This window comes from Puia sp. P3, from assembly GCF_050632245.1.
Classification (GTDB): Bacteria; Bacteroidota; Bacteroidia; order Chitinophagales; family Chitinophagaceae; genus Puia.
On record NZ_CP192583.1, the window covers coordinates 6,053,107 to 6,071,183 of the forward strand.

General features: G+C 55.0%; 22 protein-coding genes and 2 pseudogenes. 15 read left to right on the forward strand and 9 right to left on the reverse strand.

The window, feature by feature from the left end:
• Nucleotides 1–15 precede the first annotated feature (15 nt).
• The 4 genes and pseudogenes from ACQ86N_RS38185 to ACQ86N_RS38200 form a co-directional block, all read right to left on the reverse strand.
• Nucleotides 16–636: a GDP-mannose 4,6-dehydratase gene (locus ACQ86N_RS38185; protein ID WP_431217763.1), complete on the reverse strand. Its 621-nt coding sequence runs from the start codon at nt 634–636 to the stop codon at nt 16–18.
• Between the two features lies 1 nt (nt 637).
• Complete coding sequence (locus tag ACQ86N_RS38190) at nt 638–1,006, reverse strand: NAD-dependent epimerase/dehydratase family protein (protein WP_431211599.1); 369 nt, start codon at nt 1,004–1,006, stop codon at nt 638–640.
• Between the two features lie 19 nt (nt 1,007–1,025).
• Nucleotides 1,026–2,348: a UDP-glucose dehydrogenase family protein gene (locus ACQ86N_RS38195; protein ID WP_431211600.1), complete on the reverse strand. Its 1,323-nt coding sequence runs from the start codon at nt 2,346–2,348 to the stop codon at nt 1,026–1,028.
• 71 nt (nt 2,349–2,419) lie between these two features.
• Nucleotides 2,420–3,551: pseudogene (locus ACQ86N_RS38200) on the reverse strand (DegT/DnrJ/EryC1/StrS family aminotransferase).
• Nucleotides 3,552–3,891: 340 nt separating this feature from the next.
• On the opposite strand from ACQ86N_RS38200, the gene ACQ86N_RS38205 reads away from it, so the two are divergent.
• On the forward strand, nt 3,892–4,641 hold the full coding sequence (locus ACQ86N_RS38205) for a 3-deoxy-D-manno-octulosonic acid transferase (protein ID WP_431211601.1): 750 nt from the start codon (nt 3,892–3,894) through the stop codon (nt 4,639–4,641).
• A gap of 31 nt (nt 4,642–4,672) precedes the next feature.
• On the forward strand, nt 4,673–5,014 hold the full coding sequence (locus tag ACQ86N_RS38210) for a 3-deoxy-D-manno-octulosonic acid transferase (RefSeq protein WP_431211602.1): 342 nt from the start codon (nt 4,673–4,675) through the stop codon (nt 5,012–5,014).
• Here the strand turns inward: ACQ86N_RS38210 and ACQ86N_RS38215 are convergent.
• Complete coding sequence (locus tag ACQ86N_RS38215) at nt 4,987–5,913, reverse strand: hypothetical protein (protein ID WP_431211603.1); 927 nt, start codon at nt 5,911–5,913, stop codon at nt 4,987–4,989. The two genes, ACQ86N_RS38210 and ACQ86N_RS38215, sit on opposite strands and share 28 nt — an antisense overlap.
• Before the next feature lie 108 nt (nt 5,914–6,021).
• Between ACQ86N_RS38215 and ACQ86N_RS38220 the strand changes: the two genes are divergently transcribed.
• The 9 genes and pseudogenes from ACQ86N_RS38220 to ACQ86N_RS38260 all read left to right on the forward strand — a co-directional run bounded on the left by ACQ86N_RS38220 (nt 6,022) and on the right by ACQ86N_RS38260 (nt 10,516).
• A complete protein-coding gene (locus ACQ86N_RS38220) occupies nt 6,022–6,591 on the forward strand; it encodes a thymidine kinase (protein ID WP_431211604.1) in 570 nt (189 codons plus the stop codon).
• A gap of 145 nt (nt 6,592–6,736) precedes the next feature.
• The gene (locus tag ACQ86N_RS38225; protein WP_431211605.1) at nt 6,737–7,237 is read left to right on the forward strand and encodes a heme exporter protein CcmB; all 501 of its coding nucleotides are present in this window, start codon (nt 6,737–6,739) and stop codon (nt 7,235–7,237) included.
• A 295-nt stretch (nt 7,238–7,532) separates the two neighbouring features.
• On the forward strand, nt 7,533–8,102 hold the full coding sequence (gene ccsA / locus ACQ86N_RS38230; RefSeq protein WP_431211606.1) for a cytochrome c biogenesis protein CcsA: 570 nt from the start codon (nt 7,533–7,535) through the stop codon (nt 8,100–8,102).
• Nucleotides 8,095–8,331, forward strand: a complete 237-nt coding sequence (locus ACQ86N_RS38235) for a CcmD family protein (RefSeq protein ID WP_431211607.1) — start codon at nt 8,095–8,097, stop codon at nt 8,329–8,331. Before ccsA ends, ACQ86N_RS38235 begins: the two co-directional genes overlap by 8 nt.
• 74 nt (nt 8,332–8,405) lie before the next feature.
• Complete coding sequence (locus tag ACQ86N_RS38240) at nt 8,406–8,888, forward strand: Glu/Leu/Phe/Val dehydrogenase dimerization domain-containing protein (protein WP_431211608.1); 483 nt, start codon at nt 8,406–8,408, stop codon at nt 8,886–8,888.
• Nucleotides 8,825–9,507: pseudogene (locus ACQ86N_RS38245) on the forward strand (Glu/Leu/Phe/Val family dehydrogenase); the annotation flags it as partial. The gene ACQ86N_RS38240 and the pseudogene ACQ86N_RS38245, both read left to right, overlap by 64 nt.
• 42 nt (nt 9,508–9,549) lie before the next feature.
• Nucleotides 9,550–9,810: a hypothetical protein gene (locus ACQ86N_RS38250; RefSeq protein WP_431218038.1), complete on the forward strand. Its 261-nt coding sequence runs from the start codon at nt 9,550–9,552 to the stop codon at nt 9,808–9,810.
• 62 nt (nt 9,811–9,872) lie between these two features.
• Nucleotides 9,873–10,172 (forward strand): class I SAM-dependent methyltransferase, encoded by a 300-nt coding sequence (locus tag ACQ86N_RS38255; protein ID WP_431211609.1) that lies wholly within the window; start codon nt 9,873–9,875, stop codon nt 10,170–10,172.
• The gene (locus tag ACQ86N_RS38260) at nt 10,091–10,516 is read left to right on the forward strand and encodes a class I SAM-dependent methyltransferase (protein ID WP_431217764.1); all 426 of its coding nucleotides are present in this window, start codon (nt 10,091–10,093) and stop codon (nt 10,514–10,516) included. Before ACQ86N_RS38255 ends, ACQ86N_RS38260 begins: the two co-directional genes overlap by 82 nt.
• A 187-nt stretch (nt 10,517–10,703) precedes the next feature.
• Here the strand turns inward: ACQ86N_RS38260 and ACQ86N_RS38265 are convergent, their stop codons facing one another.
• The gene (locus tag ACQ86N_RS38265) at nt 10,704–11,147 is read right to left on the reverse strand and encodes a type I restriction enzyme HsdR N-terminal domain-containing protein (protein ID WP_431211610.1); all 444 of its coding nucleotides are present in this window, start codon (nt 11,145–11,147) and stop codon (nt 10,704–10,706) included.
• Nucleotides 11,148–11,175: 28 nt separating this feature from the next.
• On the opposite strand from ACQ86N_RS38265, the gene ACQ86N_RS38270 reads away from it, so the two are divergent.
• From ACQ86N_RS38270 to ACQ86N_RS38285, 4 genes are read left to right on the forward strand one after another with little or no spacing between them, the layout of a single operon-like run.
• The gene (locus ACQ86N_RS38270) at nt 11,176–11,946 is read left to right on the forward strand and encodes an AMP nucleosidase (protein WP_431211611.1); all 771 of its coding nucleotides are present in this window, start codon (nt 11,176–11,178) and stop codon (nt 11,944–11,946) included.
• Between the two features lie 15 nt (nt 11,947–11,961).
• Nucleotides 11,962–12,642, forward strand: coding sequence for an ATP-binding cassette domain-containing protein (locus ACQ86N_RS38275; protein WP_431211612.1), 681 nt, complete (start codon nt 11,962–11,964; stop codon nt 12,640–12,642).
• Nucleotides 12,617–12,901 (forward strand): oligopeptide/dipeptide ABC transporter ATP-binding protein, encoded by a 285-nt coding sequence (locus ACQ86N_RS38280; protein WP_431211613.1) that lies wholly within the window; start codon nt 12,617–12,619, stop codon nt 12,899–12,901. Before ACQ86N_RS38275 ends, ACQ86N_RS38280 begins: the two co-directional genes overlap by 26 nt.
• A complete protein-coding gene (locus ACQ86N_RS38285; RefSeq protein ID WP_431211614.1) occupies nt 12,898–13,797 on the forward strand; it encodes an ABC transporter ATP-binding protein in 900 nt (299 codons plus the stop codon). Before ACQ86N_RS38280 ends, ACQ86N_RS38285 begins: the two co-directional genes overlap by 4 nt.
• 1,077 nt (nt 13,798–14,874) lie before the next feature.
• On the opposite strand, the gene ACQ86N_RS38290 is transcribed toward ACQ86N_RS38285, so the two are convergent.
• Genes ACQ86N_RS38290 through ACQ86N_RS38300 form a run of 3 tightly spaced genes read right to left on the reverse strand, consistent with a single transcriptional unit; the run spans nt 14,875 to nt 17,799 of the window.
• On the reverse strand, nt 14,875–16,338 hold the full coding sequence (locus ACQ86N_RS38290; RefSeq protein ID WP_431211615.1) for a hypothetical protein: 1,464 nt from the start codon (nt 16,336–16,338) through the stop codon (nt 14,875–14,877).
• On the reverse strand, nt 16,263–17,201 hold the full coding sequence (locus tag ACQ86N_RS38295; RefSeq protein WP_431211616.1) for a TraB/GumN family protein: 939 nt from the start codon (nt 17,199–17,201) through the stop codon (nt 16,263–16,265). Before ACQ86N_RS38295 ends, ACQ86N_RS38290 begins: the two co-directional genes overlap by 76 nt.
• Before the next feature lie 16 nt (nt 17,202–17,217).
• Nucleotides 17,218–17,799 carry a TraB/GumN family protein gene (locus tag ACQ86N_RS38300; protein ID WP_431217765.1) on the reverse strand — a complete coding sequence of 194 codons (582 nt, stop codon included), beginning with the start codon at nt 17,797–17,799 and terminating at the stop codon, nt 17,218–17,220.
• Nucleotides 17,800–18,077 lie beyond the last annotated feature (278 nt).

Consider the following 18,077-nt stretch of genomic DNA (forward strand, 5'->3'; position numbering starts at 1 on the left):
AAAAAATATTAAGGTTTAGGTTCTGCTGGTAAATTCCTTCGGCTGTTTGGCCCATTCTTCCGGGGGCAGGGATTTGAAGTATTCGTAGGTAGCCTTGAGGCCGTCTTTACGGTCGACTTTCGGCTCCCATCCAAGGATCTTCTTTGCCTTGGAGATATCGGGGCGACGCTGTTTGGGGTCGTCGACCGGTAGCGGCTTGTAGACGATCTTCTGTTTTGTCCCTGTGAGTGCGATGACTTCTTCGGCGAACTGTTTCAGGGTTATCTCGGAAGGGTTGCCGATGTTGACGGGCTGGGGATAGTCGCTCATCAGGAGGCGGTAGATGCCTTCTACGAGGTCGTCGACGTAGCAGAACGAGCGGGTCTGGCTGCCGTCGCCGAAGACGGTGAGGTCTTCGCCGCGCAGGGCCTGGCCGATGAAGGCGGGCAGGGCGCGGCCGTCGTTGAGGCGCATTCTCGGTCCGTAGGTGTTGAAGATGCGTACGATGCGCGTCTCCAGGCCGTGGAAATTATGATAGGCCATTGTCATGGCTTCCTGGAAGCGTTTGGCTTCGTCGTATACGCCGCGGGGGCCGACGGGGTTGACGTTGCCCCAGTACTCCTCGGTTTGAGGGTGAACGAGGGGGTCGCCGTAGATCTCAGAAGCTGGAGGCGACGAGTATGCGTGCCTTTTTCGATTTGGCCAGGCCCAGGCAGTTGTGGGTGCCGAGCGAGCCGACCTTCAGCGTCTGGATGGGTATTTTGAGATAGTCGATCGGGCTGGCCGGCGAAGCAAAGTGGAGGATATATTTCAGGTCCCCCGGCACGTGAATGAATTTGCTTACGTCGTGGTGATAGAATTCGAATTGCTCCAGCTTGAACAGATGCTCGATGTTCCGGAGGTCTCCGGTGATGAGGTTGTCCATCCCGATGACGTGGTAACCTTCTTTGATGAAACGGTCGCAAAGATGGGAGCCAAGAAAACCAGCGGCTCCCGTGATCAAAACGCGTTCGTTGCTTGTGCTCATTTGTGTTCTCTTGTTTTGGTTATTTTTTATCTGCGGGGTTGGCGGGTGCGCGGCCGATGCTTTCGTAGTAGAATCCGAGTTCGCGGATAGCTGCTATGTCGAAAAGGTTGCGGCCGTCGAATATGACTTTATTTTTCAGGGTGGTAACGATCTTCAGGAAGTTGGGAGTGCGGAACTCGTTCCATTCGGTCGCGATGATCAGTGCGTCGGCGCCATCGAGTGCTTCGTACTGGCTCTCGGCGTAGACGACCTTGTTGCCGACGACTGAGCGAACGTTATTCATCGCTTCGGGATCGAATACGGTGACGGTGGCGCCTTCCTGGACGAGGGCGTCGATCATGTACAGGGACGGTGCTTCGCGGATATCGTCGGTGTTAGGCTTGAAAGCCAGGCCCCACAATGCGAAGTGTTTGCCCTTGAGGTCGCCGAAATATTTTTTGATCTTGGGCATCAGGTGGAGTTTCTGCTTTTCGTTGACGTCCATAACGGCGTTGAGAATACGAAAATCATAGCTCACTTCCTGAGAGGATTTTACGAGGGCCTGTACGTCCTTGGGGAAGCAGCTGCCGCCGTATCCGATGCCGGGGAAGAGAAAGCGTTTGCCGATGCGTTCGTCGCTGCCGATGCCTCTTCTTACCATGTCCACGTCGGCGCCGAGGCGTTCACAGAGCAGGGCTACTTCGTTCATAAAGGTGATCTTGGTAGCCAGGAAGGAGTTAGCGGCGTATTTGGTGAGTTCGGCGGAGCGTTCGTCCATGTAGATGACGGGGTTGCCCTGGCGAACGAAGGGGGCGTAGAGTTCGCCCATGGTCTTGCGGGCGCGCTCCGAGCTTGCGCCAATGACGACGCGGTCGGGCTTCATAAAGTCGTCAACTGCGACGCCTTCCCGGAGGAATTCGGGGTTGGAGACGACGTCAAACTCGCCTTTGTAATTCTTTGCGATCGCGGTCCGTACTTTTTCGGCAGTGCCTACGGGTACGGTGCTCTTGTCGACGATGACCTTGTAGTCTTTGAGGATCTTTCCGAGCTGGTCGGAGACGCCGAGGATATATTTAAGATCGGCGGACCCGTCTTCGCCGGGAGGGGTTGGCAGCGCAAGAAATACGATCTGCGCATCCCTGATGCCGTCTTCGAGATTGGTAGTGAATTTCAGACGCTCTTCCTTGAGGTTGCGGAGGAAGAGTTTTTCAAGGCCGGGTTCGTAGATGGTGATCTGACCGTTGGAGAGTTTTTGAACTTTGTTGGTGTCGATGTCCACGCACATAACGTCATTACCTGTTTCGGCGAAACAGGTGCCCGTAACGAGTCCTACATAGCCGGTTCCGATTACAGCGATTTTCATAAAAAAAACCTTTTTTTAATTTTTAGTCAGTTGTTGTTAGTCAGAATCATGCCAAAAATTGTCAGACCGGCTTATGGCCGGTTAATGAATTCCAAAACTGCTGTTGTTATGGTTTCCAGTTGTTCTCCGTCCAGCTCGGTATGCATCGGAAGGGAGATGACCCTTTCGGTGAGCCAGTCTGTGGTCTCGAGGTGAAAATCTCCGCCACCAAGGGATGCAAACATCTGCTGACGATGGGCGGGTACGGGATAGTAGATCATCGAGGGTATATTCTTCCCCATCAGGAATGCGTTGAGACCATCCCGGTCCACACCTTCCAGAAGAAGCGTATACTGATGAAATACGTGGTGGCTATAGGATGCCCGGTAGGGCGTTGTGATTTTAGGATGAGCTTTAAAAGCATTATCGTAATAGTCGGCGACGGCGCGTCTGGCGGCGATATAGTCGTCCAGGCGTTTCAGCTTCACATTCAGGACAGCTGCCTGGATGGTATCCAGACGGCTGTTGCAGCCTACAAGATCGTGATAATAGCGTCGGCTCTGCCCATGGTTCGCAATCATTTTCAACCGGCTAGCTAACGTATCATCGTCTGTAAATATTGCCCCCCGTCTCCATAACAGCCCAAATTTTTGGACGGGAAGAAGGAGGTAGTCCCGATCGTACCTATGGAGCCTGCCTTCTTTTTGGTGCCGTCGGCGAAGATATAATTACTTCCGATAGCCTGCGCATTATCTTCTATGATGTAAAGATTAAACTTTTTAGCAATCCGTAGCAGCTCTTCCATCGGGGCGGCCTGACCGTAGAGGTGTACGGGGACGATGGCCTTTGTTTTTGGAGTAATGGCTTTTTCCACGGCAGCGGGATCGATACAGAAGGTCTTCGGATCGACCTCGACGAATACCGGCTTGAGTTGGAGGAGTGCTATGACCTCGGTGGTTGCTATATAGGTAAAAGAGGGGTGATGACTTCGTCGCCGGGCTGGAGGTCCAGGGCCATCATTGCGATCTGGAGGGCGTCGGTGCCGTTGGCGCAGGGGATGACGTGTTTCGAACCGATGTAAGCCGCGAGGGCTGTGGTAAAATCTGCGACGGCTTTTCCGTTGATAAATGCCGTAGTATCCAATACCTCCTGGATGGCTGAGTCAACTTCACTCTTTATATTTGTATATTGCCGTTTAAGATCTACCATTTGGATGGGCCGCATAATCTGTTCGTTTAGTTAAAATTTTGTGGTGGTGTACATTCCCTTGGGGGCACAAACCTACTGCAAAAATGTGGTTTATCCAATGCTGTAGGACCCGGAAGCAGTGACTGCGGACAAGAGTCAGTAACTATTCAAACTATAAATCGGAGACGTTGAGCATTCTTTTCTATCACATTTTTTTATGGCTGTATAAGATAGGTATCCGGCTGATTGCGCCCTGGAACCGGAAGGCCCAGCTGTGGCTGGAAGGGAGGAAGGATTTGTTTGATAAAATCAGGGGGCTCTGCGTGGTGAGGCGGGTGCGGGTGCTGGTGGTGACACGCAGGGGCAAACGATCTGGATGCACTGTTCGTCACTGGGAGAGTTCGAGCAGGGGCGTCCGGTCCTCGAGATGCTGCGTCAGCGTACGCCGGGATGCCGTATTATCCTCAGCTTCTTCTCCCCCAGCGGATATGAGACCAGGGAAGGACTATCCCGGAGCGGACCATATTTTTATCTGCCGCTGGACAGTCCCGGCAATGCGAGGCAGTTCGTCGATCTGATAAAGCCTGATCTGGTGTTGTGGGTCAAGTACGACTATTGGTATTATTTTCTGGTGGAGCTGAAAAAGAGGAATATTCCGACGCTGCTGATATCCGGTGTATTCCGGCCCGACCAGCCTTTTTTTCATTGGTATGGCCGCCTGCACCGGTATATGCTCGAGTGTTTCACGCATCTTTTTGTACAGACGGATACTTCAAAGACCCTGCTGGGGAGGCTGAGGCTGACCGACCAGGTGAGTGTCAGCGGAGATACGCGTTTCGACCGGGTCATCGAGATCGCGGAGGGCGGAGCGCCGCTGCCGCAGATAGAGGCCTTTGCGGCGCCCAGCCGGTGGTCGTCGCGGGCAGCACCGGGAGGAGGACGAAGAGGAGCTGGACCACTATGCCAATACGCATCAGGAGATCCGGTTCATCATCGCGCCGCACGAGATCGGCGAGGACCGGCTGCGCGAAACCGAACGGCTGTTCCGCCATGCGGTACGTTATTCTGTATGGGAGAAGAATGGCCGGGCAGGTACCGGGTCGCCGTCGCCCGCGGGATGGCCTGAACCCAATGTCCTGATCATCGACAACATAGGCATGTTATCGCGGCTATACCGTTATGCTACAATTACTTATATTGGAGGTGGGTTTGGAGACGACGGGGTGCATAATGTGCTGGAGGCGGCGGTATACGGGAAGCCGGTGGTGTTTGGGCCGGTGATCGACAAATATATCGAGGCTGTCGAGTTGAATGAGTGCGGCGGGGGGCTGATCATTGACAGCGCACTGGAGGCGGAGAAAGTCTTTAACAGGCTTTTACAAAATCCGCGGGAGCTGCGTGAGACGGGTGAAGCGTCGCGCAGCTATGTACATTCGAAAAAGGGAGCTACTGCTAAGATCGTCCAGTATATTTATGAGAAGCGTCTTTTGACGAGCTGATAGAAATGGCGGGTGGTTTCGCGGTTCTCGTCCCAGCCCAGCTTGACCTTCAGTTCGCGTTCCATCCAGTATTCGGCTTCTGGGAGGATCCGGAAGCCATTGATGGTCTTGAGGCTTCGCTCGTACATCACTTCGTCTCCTCTAAACAACTGATTGATAAATACATATCTGTCATTTACGCCGATGGCCTTTTTGAGGTCGCGGACGGGGGAATCGTTGAGGGTGGATTTGAGGTCTGCCACGTCGGAGCGGAGGCGGTCGTTGAGGGATGAGTTGCCGATACCTATTACGTCATTGATCTCCTTGGACTTCTGGGATAGAGTGAACCGGTCGGTGGGTTTTTCCGCGAGCGGGTCGAAGGGCCACTGGCCGCGTTCGGGGGCGCGGACGCCGGCGCCGTTGGCGATGCCGGTTACTGTGGCTGCGCTGGTGGCGGTGGCTACGCTGGTAGCTGTGGTTGGGCCGGTTGCGGTGGCTGGGCCGGTTGCGGTGGCTGGGCCGGTTGCGGTGGCGGGTGGTGCGGTAGCGACGCCGGTTGCGGCGGTGGATGTGACGCTGGCCGGGTTTGCGACGGGCGGTGCGGCTACGCTGGTTGCGGCGGGGGCGGCGATGGATGAGGTTGAGACGACCCCGTTGTTGCTGTTGCCGTTGACGGAGCTGCCACTGGTGACGCCGGCGGGCGCCGCGGCTGCCTCCATGGAAACCAGAGGTTTTTTCGCGGAGGATGGCATCATAACTGCTATCTTCGTCGGCATTACCTTCGCGGGAGCGGGCTGCTGACTGGCCATAAGACGGAGTTCTGCTTCCAGGAGCCGGGTAATCTCGAGGAGCTGGGCAGGTTCGGCCTGATGGTCAAACTGCTCTTTCAGTCGGGTAATCAGTTCTTTAAGTCGTTCCATAGCACTGTTTAAGAGCACTTTTGGGTTAGAAAGTGTAGTGAAATCAGTAAAAAGGTCAAGTGTCCTATAAAGTTATAACAAATTCCGAACCTAATTTATAAGTAGTCTATGTTCATTGAACCCCATATCAAGGGTGAAAAGCGCGGTTGGATCGAAGTCATTTGCGGATCGATGTTCTCCGGGAAAACAGAAGAACTGATCAGAAGGCTAAAACGTGCTAAAATTGCCAATCTTAAAGTAGAAATTTTTAAGCCGGCCATGGATACCCGCTACCACGAGCAGCAGATCGTATCACATGACGAAAATGCTATCCAATCAACGCCTATCGATAATTCGCAAACCATTTTGTTAATGGCGGGCGAGGTCGATGTGATCGGCATCGACGAGGCTCAGTTCTTTGACGATCAGCTGCCTGAGGTCTGCGACCAGCTGGCTGCCCGGGGCGCCCGGGTCATCGTTGCGGGTCTGGACATGGATTATTCGGCCAAACCCTTCGGACAGATGCCTCATCTGCTTGCCAAAGCTGAATATATAACCAAGTTACATGCCATTTGTGTAAAATGTGGAAATATTGCGAACTATTCCTTTCGTAAAAAGGCGCAGGCCGGACAGATATTATTGGGCGAGAAAGAGAGCTACGAACCACGTTGCCGGCATTGTTATTATAATTTGCCATAGTCAAATTTTAACGATTCTTTAGAATTAATCACACCCTACATTTGTGGGCCAAAATTTTTGATCGATCAACTCGTCAAAACACATATTAACACTTTTTAAAAAGGATCTTTTACTGGAGATACGTCAGCAGTATACCTTTTACGGAGTGCTCTTATACGTTGCATCCACCATTTTTGTCCTGTATTTATCCATGGGAGAGCCGGAAAGTACGGTTTGGAAGGGACTTTTCTGGATGATGCAGTTGTTCATCTGCGTCAATGCGGTGGCCAAGAGTTTTCTTCAGGAAGGGAAGGGACGCCTCTTATATTTTTATACTATCGCCGGGCCCCGGGACTTTATCCTGTCCAAGCTGCTGTTCAATGCGCTGCTGATGATCGTGATGGCGCTGGTGAGTCTCGGTCTGTTTGTACTAATGCTCGGCAACCCGATGCCCAATCCCTTATCCTTTGTTGCGATCAGCTGTCTCGGAGGGATGAGCCTCAGTCTTGTCTTTACTTTTCTGGCGGCCATCGCGGCGCGCGCCCAGCAAAACGCGGCTCTGATGGCCATTCTGGGGTTTCCGCTGATCATCCCTCAACTGCTGCTGCTGAGCAAGATATCGAATATTGCCTTCGAGGACGTTTTACAGGGGGGCTGGCGACGATGAGCGCGGTGCTCGGCGGACTTGACGTCATGATCGTAGCGCTGTCGCTGATTCTTTTTCCTTTTTTATGGAAGGACTGAGGTTTTTCCTATTAACTTTGCGCGGAGTTCGCACACCGGATGCCGCGAAACTCGCAAACTGATACAAATCAAGAAAGTCGTATGATTCGTCAGAAATGGTGGAAAATATTATGCGGGGTATTATTGATCTACACCTTCATAGCAGGGTTTCTCGGGGGAGTTCCGGCGAAGCCCATTCTAAATGAAACGATCCGAAATCTTTATTTCCATGTAGCGATGTGGTTTGCCATGATGGTACTCTTTACCGTCTCGGTGATCTACTCGGTTCGCTATCTCCGGACCAACAATCACAAGTACGATATCTATGCGCTCGAATATACCAAGGGGGGATTGTCTTCGGCGTACTCGGATTTACAACCGGCTCGATCTGGGCGCGGTGGACCTGGGGAGCGTTCTGGAGCAGCGACCCCAAGCAGCTGGGCGCGGTGATCGCCCTGCTGATCTATCTGGCCTATCTGGTGCTTCGCAATTCGATGACGGATATGGATAAACGCGCGCGCATCGGCGCCGTCTACAACATTTTCGCGTATGCGATGTTGTTGCCAACCATATGGATCATCCCCCGTCTGCTGGAAAGTCTTCATCCGGGCGGTATGGGCAACCCCGCGCTGGATACCCACGATATCGACTCGAGGATGCGGGTGGTGTTCTGGCCCGGTGCAGTTCCCGGCTGGACGCTTCTGGGTGTCTGGATCACGACCCTGAGAATAAGGCTGGCCATTCTGACGGAAAAGAAAGAAGGTCTGCTTCCCTCCCCCAACCAAGCAAGAAAACTTCGTAATGCATAAGAAAATTTACAAACCGTTATTTACGTTACTGGCCTGTCTGGTGACCGTCACTCTCCGGGCACAACCCGCCGGAGACACGTCGAAGGTCGAAATGGCCGATCAGTTCAGGGCCAGCGGAAAGATATATGTAGTCATCGCCGTACTGGTGACGATACTGCTCGGGCTGTTCGTTTACGTAATCCGCCTCGACAAAAAGATTTCGCGACTGGAAAAAGATTTTAATAAATAAAGTTCGGAGCAGGTGGGCGCCCAAAAAAATAACGATTGCTTCCACTTCCGATGTCACACATTAAACCAAGCCAAATGGAATACAAGTTTTTCGAAGCCGTAGAAAAGAGTTTCGACAAGGCGGCCAAGCACACGAGCTGGGACCCCGGTATCCTCGAACAGATCAAACAGTGTAATGCCGTGTACCGCATGTTCTTCCCGGTAAAGATCGGGGACAAGATCGAGGTCATTAAGGCGTACCGGGTACAGCACTCCCACCACAAGACGCCGTGTAAAGGCGGGATCCGATTTGCTCCCTCTGTAAACCTCGACGAGGTGATGGCGCTGGCCGCGCTGATGACTTTCAAGTGCGCCATCGTCAACGTACCCTTCGGCGGAGCGAAGGGCGGGATCAGCATCGACCCGAAAAAATACACGCCGTACGAGCTGGAGAAGATCACCCGGCGGTATACCTCCGAGCTGATCAAAAGAATTTTATCGGACCCGGTACCGATGTGCCAGCTCCTGACTACGGCACGGGCGAGCGCGAAATGGCCTGGATACTCGATACCTATATGAGTATGCGCCCCGGCGAAATAGACGCGCTGGGCTGCGTCACCGGGAAACCGGTCTCGCAGGGCGGTGTCCGCGGCCGCCGCGAAGCGACCGGACTTGGCGTTTTCTACGGCATCCGCGAGGTCTGCAATATGACCGATATCATGAGCCGTCTGAAAATGAAAACCGGTATCGAAGGCAAGACGGTCATCGTTCAGGGCATGGGCAACGTGGGATACCACGCCGCAAAATTCTTCCGCGAAGGCGGCGCCAAGGTGATCGCGCTGGCGGAATTCGAAGGAGCTATCACGAACCCGAACGGTCTCAACGAAGAAGAGGTCTTCCAGCATCGGAAAAAGACGGGTAGCATTCTCAATTTCCCCGGCGCTACCAATATCGCCAACTCGGGAGACGCTCTCGAACTCGAATGTGATATCCTGATCCCGGCTGCACTGGAGAACGTGATCAACGGCACCAACGCGCCGAACGTAAAGGCGAAGATCATCGGTGAGGCCGCCAACGGCCCGCTGACTCCTGAAGCCGACGAGGTATTTGTAAAAAAGGAATACTGGTCGTCCCGGATATGTATCTCAACGCCGGCGGTGTCACGGTGTCCTATTTCGAATGGCTCAAGAATCTCAGCCATGTCCGTTATGGCCGTATGGAAAAGCGCTTCACCGAAAACATGAACTCGCATATCCTCAGCCAGATAGAAGGGCTCACGGGTAAGAAGGTCAGCCAGAACGAAAAAGAATTCATCATGCACGGCGCCGACGAGGTCGACCTGGTATACAGCGGTCTGGAAGAGACGATGATCGCAGCGACCCGCGAGATCATGGAAGCCTGGAAGGCCAACCCGAGCATCCCCGATATGCGCACGGCGGCCTATGTCGTAGCCATCAACAAGGTGGGTACGTCTTATGCCGAGCTGGGGATCTTCCCATAGTAGGTGGATTTTAATAAATTCAGGCCCGCCATCCGGCGGGCTTTTTCGTAATTTGAGGTATTATGGACAGCACCGAACGTTTTAGCGACCGGGTTGAAGACTATGTCAGGTACCGGCCGACCTATCCCGTGGCCATTTTATCTATCCTGCAGGTCGGCACCGACCGGATAGTGGCGGATATCGGCTCGGGCACCGGTATATCCACGGAGCTGTTCCTTCGCAATAACAACCGGGTCTATGCGGTAGAGCCCAACGCGGCGATGCGAAAAAAGCGGAAGAGCTGCTCGGTCAGTACCCCGGATTTGTTTCCGTCGATGGGACGGCGGAGGCGACGGGGCTTCCCGATTCCTCCATCGACCTGATCGTGGCGGGCCGGGCCTTTCACTGGTTCGACCGCGCCCCGACGCGAAAGGAGTTCGTCCGCATCAGCCGGCCCGGGGCAACGGTGGCGCTCATCTGGAATGAGCGGCTGATGGAAACGCCGTTCGAGCGGGAATATGAAGAGCTGATCCTGCGTTATGCAGGGGACTATAAGACGGTTAACCATAAGAATATCGCGGATCTGCAGGTGGGGGACTTTTTAAGCCGCAGCCCTTTGTGCTGGATCAATTTGATAACTTTCAGGAGTTCGATCTTCCAGGATTGCAGGGGAGACTGCTGTCGTCGTCGTATATTCCGAAGGCCGGGGAACGGCATGCGGAAATGATCGGTGCGCTTGCGCGCCTATTTGAGAAGTATGCTATGGATGGGAAGGTGACTTTGAGGTATGATACAAAAATGTATAGTGGGGTGGTGAGGCCTTAGGGGCCTATTTCTTTGGGGGGCCTGGGTTTTCGGGGGCCTGGGTTTTCGCGGGCCTGGGTTTTCGCGCGGGCCTGGGTTTTCGCGGGGGCCTATTCGTTGTAGGCCGGGAGGGCGGCGAGGTCTTCGAAATCTTTTTCGCCGCGGATGAAGGCGTGGCATTCCTCGCCGTTGGTGATAACGATGTATTTAACGGGTATGGCCATATTATAACGGAGGACCTGCCAGAGAACGCGGCTGTCCAGGCGCTCGGTCATGGCCTTGCATTCGACGAGCATCCAGGGCTGGGCGGCTTTGTCGAAGATGAGGAGGTCGAAGCGCTTGTTGAGTTCACCCAGCCGCATCTTCCGCTCGACCGCCATATAGGAAGCGGGGTAGTTCTTTACGACCAGCAGGTATTGAACAAAGTTCTGCCGGACCCACTCTTCGGGAGTGAGCCGGACCCATTGTTTGCGCAGTTCATCCCAGATCTCCTCTTTTTTCCGTTCGGGCTCTCTGATCTTAAAGGGATAGGGTGGATAGTAGATTTTGATCATTAGCAAAAACTATTTGGTAAATTTACGAATGAAAAGCAAAGAAGAAATAGTAAGCAACTGGCTTCCCCGCTATACGGGGGAAAAACTCGAAAATTTCGGCAAATATATCCTGCTGACCAATTTTTACAACTATGTACACCTTTTTGCCGAGTGGCATAAGGTGGAAGTCATAGGAGAGCATAAAGCCATGCAGTGCGCCACGTCCGGCGACATCACTATCATCAACTTTGGTATGGGCAGCCCCGGCGCCGCCACGATCATGGACCTGCTGACGGCGATAAGTCCCGATGCGGTTCTCTTTCTGGGAAAGTGCGGTGGGCTGAAGAAAAGAAATAAGCTTGGTGACCTGATCCTTCCGATCGCGGCTATACGGGGAGAGGGGACGTCGAACGACTATTTTCCGCCGGAGGTACCGGCGCTACCCGCTTTTGCGCTGCAGAAGGCGATTTCGACGACGATAAGGGATTATGGCGTGGACTACTGGACGGGAACGGTCTATACGACGAACCGCCGGGTTTGGGAGCATGACGAACATTTCAAGGAGTACCTGCAGAAGATAAGGGCTTACGCTATCGATATGGAGACGGCTACGATATTCTCCGTTGGCTTTTTTAACAAGATCCCGACGGGGGCGCTGCTGCTGGTCAGCGACCAGCCGATGGTGCCGGAGGGTGTGAAGACGGCGGAAAGTGACCTGAAGGTGACGAATGACTATGTGGAAAATCATATCAAGATAGGGATTGATTCGCTGAAACAACTGATCAATAATGGACTTACCGTCAGGCATCTGCGGTTTTAGACCTACACTACTACTATGTCCCAGCTATTATCGATTCAGGATCTCGGTATCTCGTTCTCTACGGACAACGGTCTCGTGCCCGGGGTGGAACGCGTGAACCTTGACGTCAGGAGAGGAGAGATTGTGGCGCTTGTGGGGGAGTCCGGGTCCGGCAAATCTATAACGTCGTTGTCTATATTGCAGCTGCTGCCGCAGCCGCCGACGCGGTATGTTTCGGGGAGTATACTATTTACGGGAAGGGATGGGCGGACTATTGACCTGTTGAAGCAGACGCCAAGGCAGTTGCAGGATATCCGCGGAACGGAGATAGCTATGATCTTTCAGGAGCCGATGACTTCATTGAATCCGGTGTTTACGTGCGGGGACCAGGTGGCGGAGGCTATCAGGGCTCACCGCCGGGGGGGTGTGGTTGGCGAGGCGGTGTCGGCGGAGGAGGCGAAGAAGGAGGCCATTGCGCTTTTTGAAAAGGTGCAGCTTCCGGATCCCGAGAATATTTATAACAGGTGGCCGCATCAGCTGAGCGGGGGACAGAAGCAGCGTGTGATGATCGCCATGGCGATGAGCAGCCGCCCTTCGCTGCTGATCTGTGACGAGCCGACGACCGCACTCGACGTGACGGTACAGAAGACCATCCTCCGGCTGATCCGTCAGCTGCAGGAGACGGGAAGATATGGGGGTGATCTTTATTACGCATGATTTGGGGGTTGTGGCGGAGATCGCCGACCGGGCGCTTGTGCTGTACAGGGGTAAAGTAGTTGAGGAGGGGACGGTCGATCAGCTGTTCAGGAATCCCCGTCATCCCTATACGAAGGGCTTGCTCGCGTGCAGGCCCGCGCTGCATAAGAGGGGGGAACGGCTGCCGATGGTTAGTGATTTTTTGGATGGGGATGGGACCCTGGAGGGGGTGAAGGCGACGGGTGGACTGGGGGCGGGGCTGACGCCAGAGGGGAGGTGACGGCTGCAGTTGGGGCGACGACGGCGGGGGGTGGCGCGATCGCGGAAGAGCGGCGTTCAGGCCATCCGGTGATACAGGTGCGGAATCTGCGGGTATGGTATCCCAAACGCAAGACGCTACTCGGGAAAGTGCTGGAATATACGAAGGCGGTGGATGACGTGAGTTTTGATGTTTTTGAAGGAGAGACCCTTGGCCTGGTGGGAGAGTCGGGATGCGGCAAGACTACGCTGGGCAGGGCGCTGATGCGGCTTGCTATGCCGACCAGCGGCAGCATTTTGTTCGAAGGAAAGGATATGGCTGAGCTGAAGGCCGGGGACCTGAAAAAGCTCCGCTCGCGGATACAGCTGATCTTTCAGGACCCTTACTCTTCGCTGAACCCGCGGTTGACGGTGGGGTCGGCGATCGCCGAAGTGCTTAGGGTCCATGGGATGGGGGTGGTGGGACAGGAGGGGATGAAAGGGGGCCGGGTGACGGATGATGGGATGGGACTTCGGCAGCAGGTGACGGAGCTCCTGGAGAAGGTGGGATTGAAGGCGGAGCATTTCGACCGGTATCCGCACGAGTTTTCGGGGGGGCAACGGCAACGGATAGTGATAGCAAGGGCGCTGGCGCTGCGCCCAAGTTTTATTGTCTGCGACGAGTCGGTGTCCGCGCTGGACGTCAGTGTGCAGGCGCAGGTGCTGAACCTACTCAACGACCTGAAAAAGGAATTTGGTTTTACGGTGGTGTTTATCTCGCATGATCTGGGAGTGATACGATATATCAGCGACAGGATCATGGTTATGAATAAGGGACGTATTGAAGAGATCGGCGCGGCGGAGGAAGTTTATAATCATCCGGCAAGCGGGTACACGAAGAGGTTGATCGACGCCATCCCGAAGGGGATCGAGGTGTGATAGGGGGAGGCCTAGCGGGGTGTATGAGGAGGCCTATCGGGGTGTAGGCGGAGGCCTATCGGGGTGTAGGAGGAGGCCTAGCGGGGGTGGAGGGGACATCACGGGTGGCAGGGGAATGGAGTTGTGGTTGGCCGGGGGAGAAAAGGCAGACTAGTATAGCTGGACGATCTCGACGCGGCGGTTGGCGGCGCGGCCTTCGGGAGTAGAGTTGGAAGCGACGGGGAGGGTACTGCCGTAGCCGGAAGCCTGCATTCTGAGAGACGGCTGTTGAACTCTTCAAAACCGCCGTTGGCCAGAAGATTTTGGGAAAAAGATGGCCCAGGGAAAAATGAAAAATAGAGAGAGAGGACCGATGCGGCAAGCGTAAAATGTTCAGTCCTCATCGGGCCGTCCTCCGTAAAATTCTCCGTCCGAAAAAAATTAGCGGCGCTGCGGCGGCGGGAAAATAAGAGACGCTGCCACTGCTGGTCGAACTGGTTGAGTGCCGGGGAATCGGCCCGGAGACGTTTGCCAGTGAGGGACACGAATGCCGGATCGGTGGAAACGTCCTTGTGCGTCAGGGGCTGGAAGCCGCTGAGGCCGATCATCCATTCGTCGTCGCGGTTGATCTTATATCTGAAATAGTAGACATACCCCTTGTTGCTCTTATACTGGGCGGGGCGTTTGTCGATCAGCTGGACGTCGGCAAAATCGCTGCTGCCGTGGCTGGCGACGAGCAGGCTGCGCGCGATGGCCTCCTGGGTCCGGCTGCCCTTCGGAAAGCGTTCGTCTTTGTGGATGACGATAAGGTTTCGCAGGAGGCGGCTGCGCGACGCGTCGCTGGCCGCCAGCGCCTGGATGATGGAATCCGCCACGGGCCGGTTGTGGCGCAGCAGGAGAACGGCGGTGTTCAGCCGCAGTCCCGCGTCCTTACTCCGCAGCAGCCGGTCGAAGAAATGGGGGACGGTAGGGTTCTTGTCGTAGAAGGGTTCCAGCAGCACCGCATAGTCGTCAAGGTCGTTGGCCCCGTTGTCGTCGCCATCGGAATCGCCGTCGTCGTCTTTGTCGTCGTCCTTTTTTTGCAGCCTTCTTTCGTCCTTACCCTCCTGCTTCTTCCACTGGATCTTCGCGTCGAAATAGACCTGACTGAAATAGGAGGCATAATCCGACGCGTGCAGGTATCCGCTGTCGACCAGACTGGCCAGCAGGGACTGGATATTGGACTTGTAGTCGTCCACTGTCGCCAGCTGCAGCAGGTCGGGGAAAAGCGTACGGGCCAGGGGAAGGGAGTCGCCGATGTCCTGGAAGAGGTAATTGTAGTCGGAGGTATTGTCGAAGACGGGCGGGTCCTGAACGATCAGCTGCTTCAGCAGCGCATGAGGCATCGTTCGTCTTGTGGTGCGCAAGCGCCTTGAGCACGGCGTTCTGAAAGGTGCTCGTGTCCCCTACCCGATCGTAAATGTTCTTCAGTCCGTCGACGACGCGGCGGACAACCGCGGAATCGTTGATATAGCCCAGCTCGTTGATGAATTTGGTCTTTGTCTCGAAATAGTCCTTCCCGTTATACGGAAGAGTATTGATCGCCGTCAGCAGGGCGCTGAGGCCCCCCGGCCCGAAATAGACGTTGGGGATCGCCGTCCTGGCGTGTCTGGCGGCAATGGAATCCTTGCTGTAGAAGTCGCTGAAGAAGAGGTCGAGCTTCGACGCGAATACAGAAAAGCCCGAGGACCTGTTGATTGGGCGAAAGCTGCCGTAGAACCTGTTGATAAATTCACTCCCACCCTGCAGGGAATCGCCGAGTGAAACGATACGAAACAGCATATTGTCCTTTAGAAATACGCTCATCCGGATACGCCTGAGCGTATTGGTGTCGGAAAGGACGAGGCGGTAGCCCGCCACCACGGGCGTGGGACGATAGGCCGGCGTAGAGGATGTTTCGCCGGGGGCACTGAGCAGGCTGTCGGTAGAGTAAATGGGCCGCTTTTCCGCAATCAGCATGTCGCGCCGCAGCCTCTTCTCTCCTATCTCTTCCACCCAGAAAGAAGCGGTGTCTTTGGGAAAATAGTATTTGGGGAAGGGCTCCGCCGAAACAAAAACGGCCTCGCCGGTGGAGTCGTCCTGAAACAGCGCGGTCTTGGGCCGCGGCCAGTAGTTGTCGTAGTCCGGTATGGAGTTGAGAAATTCTTCGCTTGTCGCCCGCTCGAGAATGCCCCGCATGCCGGCGTCCACGTCCGGGACCATCGGCGTGGTGACGCTGATCTTTATGAAGGTATCGACATAGGTTCGATAGCTGGGATAACGGTAAGGGGCAAAGGAAAAGGAATCGAAAAAGCCGGGGAATGCCTTGTCTTTTGTTGTAGTGCGCGCGGCCAGCAGGTAGTAGTCCGGTCCGCGGATGACGAAACGGGCCCTGACGAAGGCGCCGTCCTTCCCCTGATACGAGGCGTCCAGACAGGGATAGCCGTTGCAGGAGCCTGTGCGGCGGCTCAGGGGTTTGTCGATCCAGTCGGACACACTAAAGCTTTTTTCCATGAGCGCCAGGTCGGCGGTATCTTCTTCCATGAACCGGTAGTTCTGGACGGTCTTTTCCAGAGCAGAAAGGCGTCTCCGTTGGTCGTATCGGTACACTCGTATTCCCACCGGGTTACGCCATCCCCGGTAGCGGTGTTCTTATTCTGTTCGGGCGCACCGGGCCAGCGGATGGTAAAACCGCCCCTTTCCGGGGTAAAGGGCGTCCATCCCGACGGAGCGTTTTTCCGGATATGGATGGAATTAAAGAACTGGTCCGCCTCCGGGCCGTCGACGTATCCGTTGGTGCCGCTGATCTTGAATACCCAAACTTCGTAGGGAGTGATCAGGATATTATACCGTTGGATATCCCCGCGGCGGGTGCGACCGGTGACGTCGAAGCCCTTGTAACCGCTGCGTGTGATGGCCGTTTTTTTGAGGATCTTCCCGGGAATGTTCTCATAGAGGAGACTGTCCACCTTTCTCTGGACCACGGCCTCCCGCTGTCCAAAAAAGCCGCCGTGTGTTTTCACGCGGCTGATCAGGTAGTAGGCGCCGTTGCTCATATCGGCGTATTGCCAGGCTTCGTCGGTCCTGCTGTCTGCCCGGCGGTAGAGCTTGCCTGGCAGCTGGACGGAAAAGTCGCCGTCGGGGGACGAGAAATTTGAAAAGCTGACGGGGACCCTGATCTTGTCGATATCGTCGCGGCGCTGGGCGTCGCGGTCGAGCATGACCACGGGACGGAGGGTATACCCTTTTTGCCGCAGCAGCTCGATCACTCCCCTTTTTCCGGGGAGGTGGGCGGCGCCTACCCCGACGAACAGGGAATGCTTTTTTACGATGCTGTCGATGGACGCGGCCTGGATCTCGTTGCGGCGGTAGAGGAATTTCTCCATATAGGCCTCGGAAGGCTCCATGAGCTTCTCGAGGGAGTCAAGCAGGTCGAGGTCGCCCTTGCGGTAGGCTTCCCTGGGTCTTGCGTTCGACGTCGAAGGAGGACTCGCCGTCCATATCGGGCGCCTTTTTCTTCCTGTCTTTCAGCATGTCCTGGGCGGCCTCCATGATGAGGCGCTCGGTCTGGAAGAAGTTCTCGACGCCGGTAGCCTGCTTGCCGAGCTTTTTGCCGGTCTGGTAGATATAGAGGTCGAGATAGGTATCTTCTTCGAAGTCCGCCCGGTTGCGGTAGGTGCGGTAGAGCAGACCATTGATGATGGTGGGCTCGTTGGAGAGTGCGGACTTCAGGCGGTCGTCGTATTTTTCGGGCTGGAAGGACTTTTCGTTGATGAAGTCCGCCGGCGCGCCCTGGGTGAAATACCGGAGGTTGGACTGGAGGTTCTCATAGCGGAACATCTGGTCCTGCCACAGCTGCGGGTCGAGCTCGAGGGCCACAACGTCGGCGTTTTTGATGTCGATGTAAAAGGAATCGCTGAGGTGGAAGACCAGCTTGCTGCTGACGTGCATGGTCCCGAAGAGATAGGATGGTTTTTGAAGGCCGTTGCCTGTGATCTCCCACAGAAGGGCGGGATATTTTTTGTCGGGAACACTGACCGGTACTGGTCTGGCCGCCGGCGGGGACTAACCTTCCGTCTTTGAGCCGCCAACGATAAACCCCGGGGAAGCAAGAACAGGAGAACCACTGGCCGGGCATATTTCATCGGGGTCCAACTCATTATTAAGTAGAATTAAAGCGCTTCACATGAAGATGCATAAAAGACGGGAATTCCTGAAAATTATTATTGGGGCGGGGCAAAAATCATTTTTGCGGGGACGCGTTTTTATTTGTACCTTCGCCC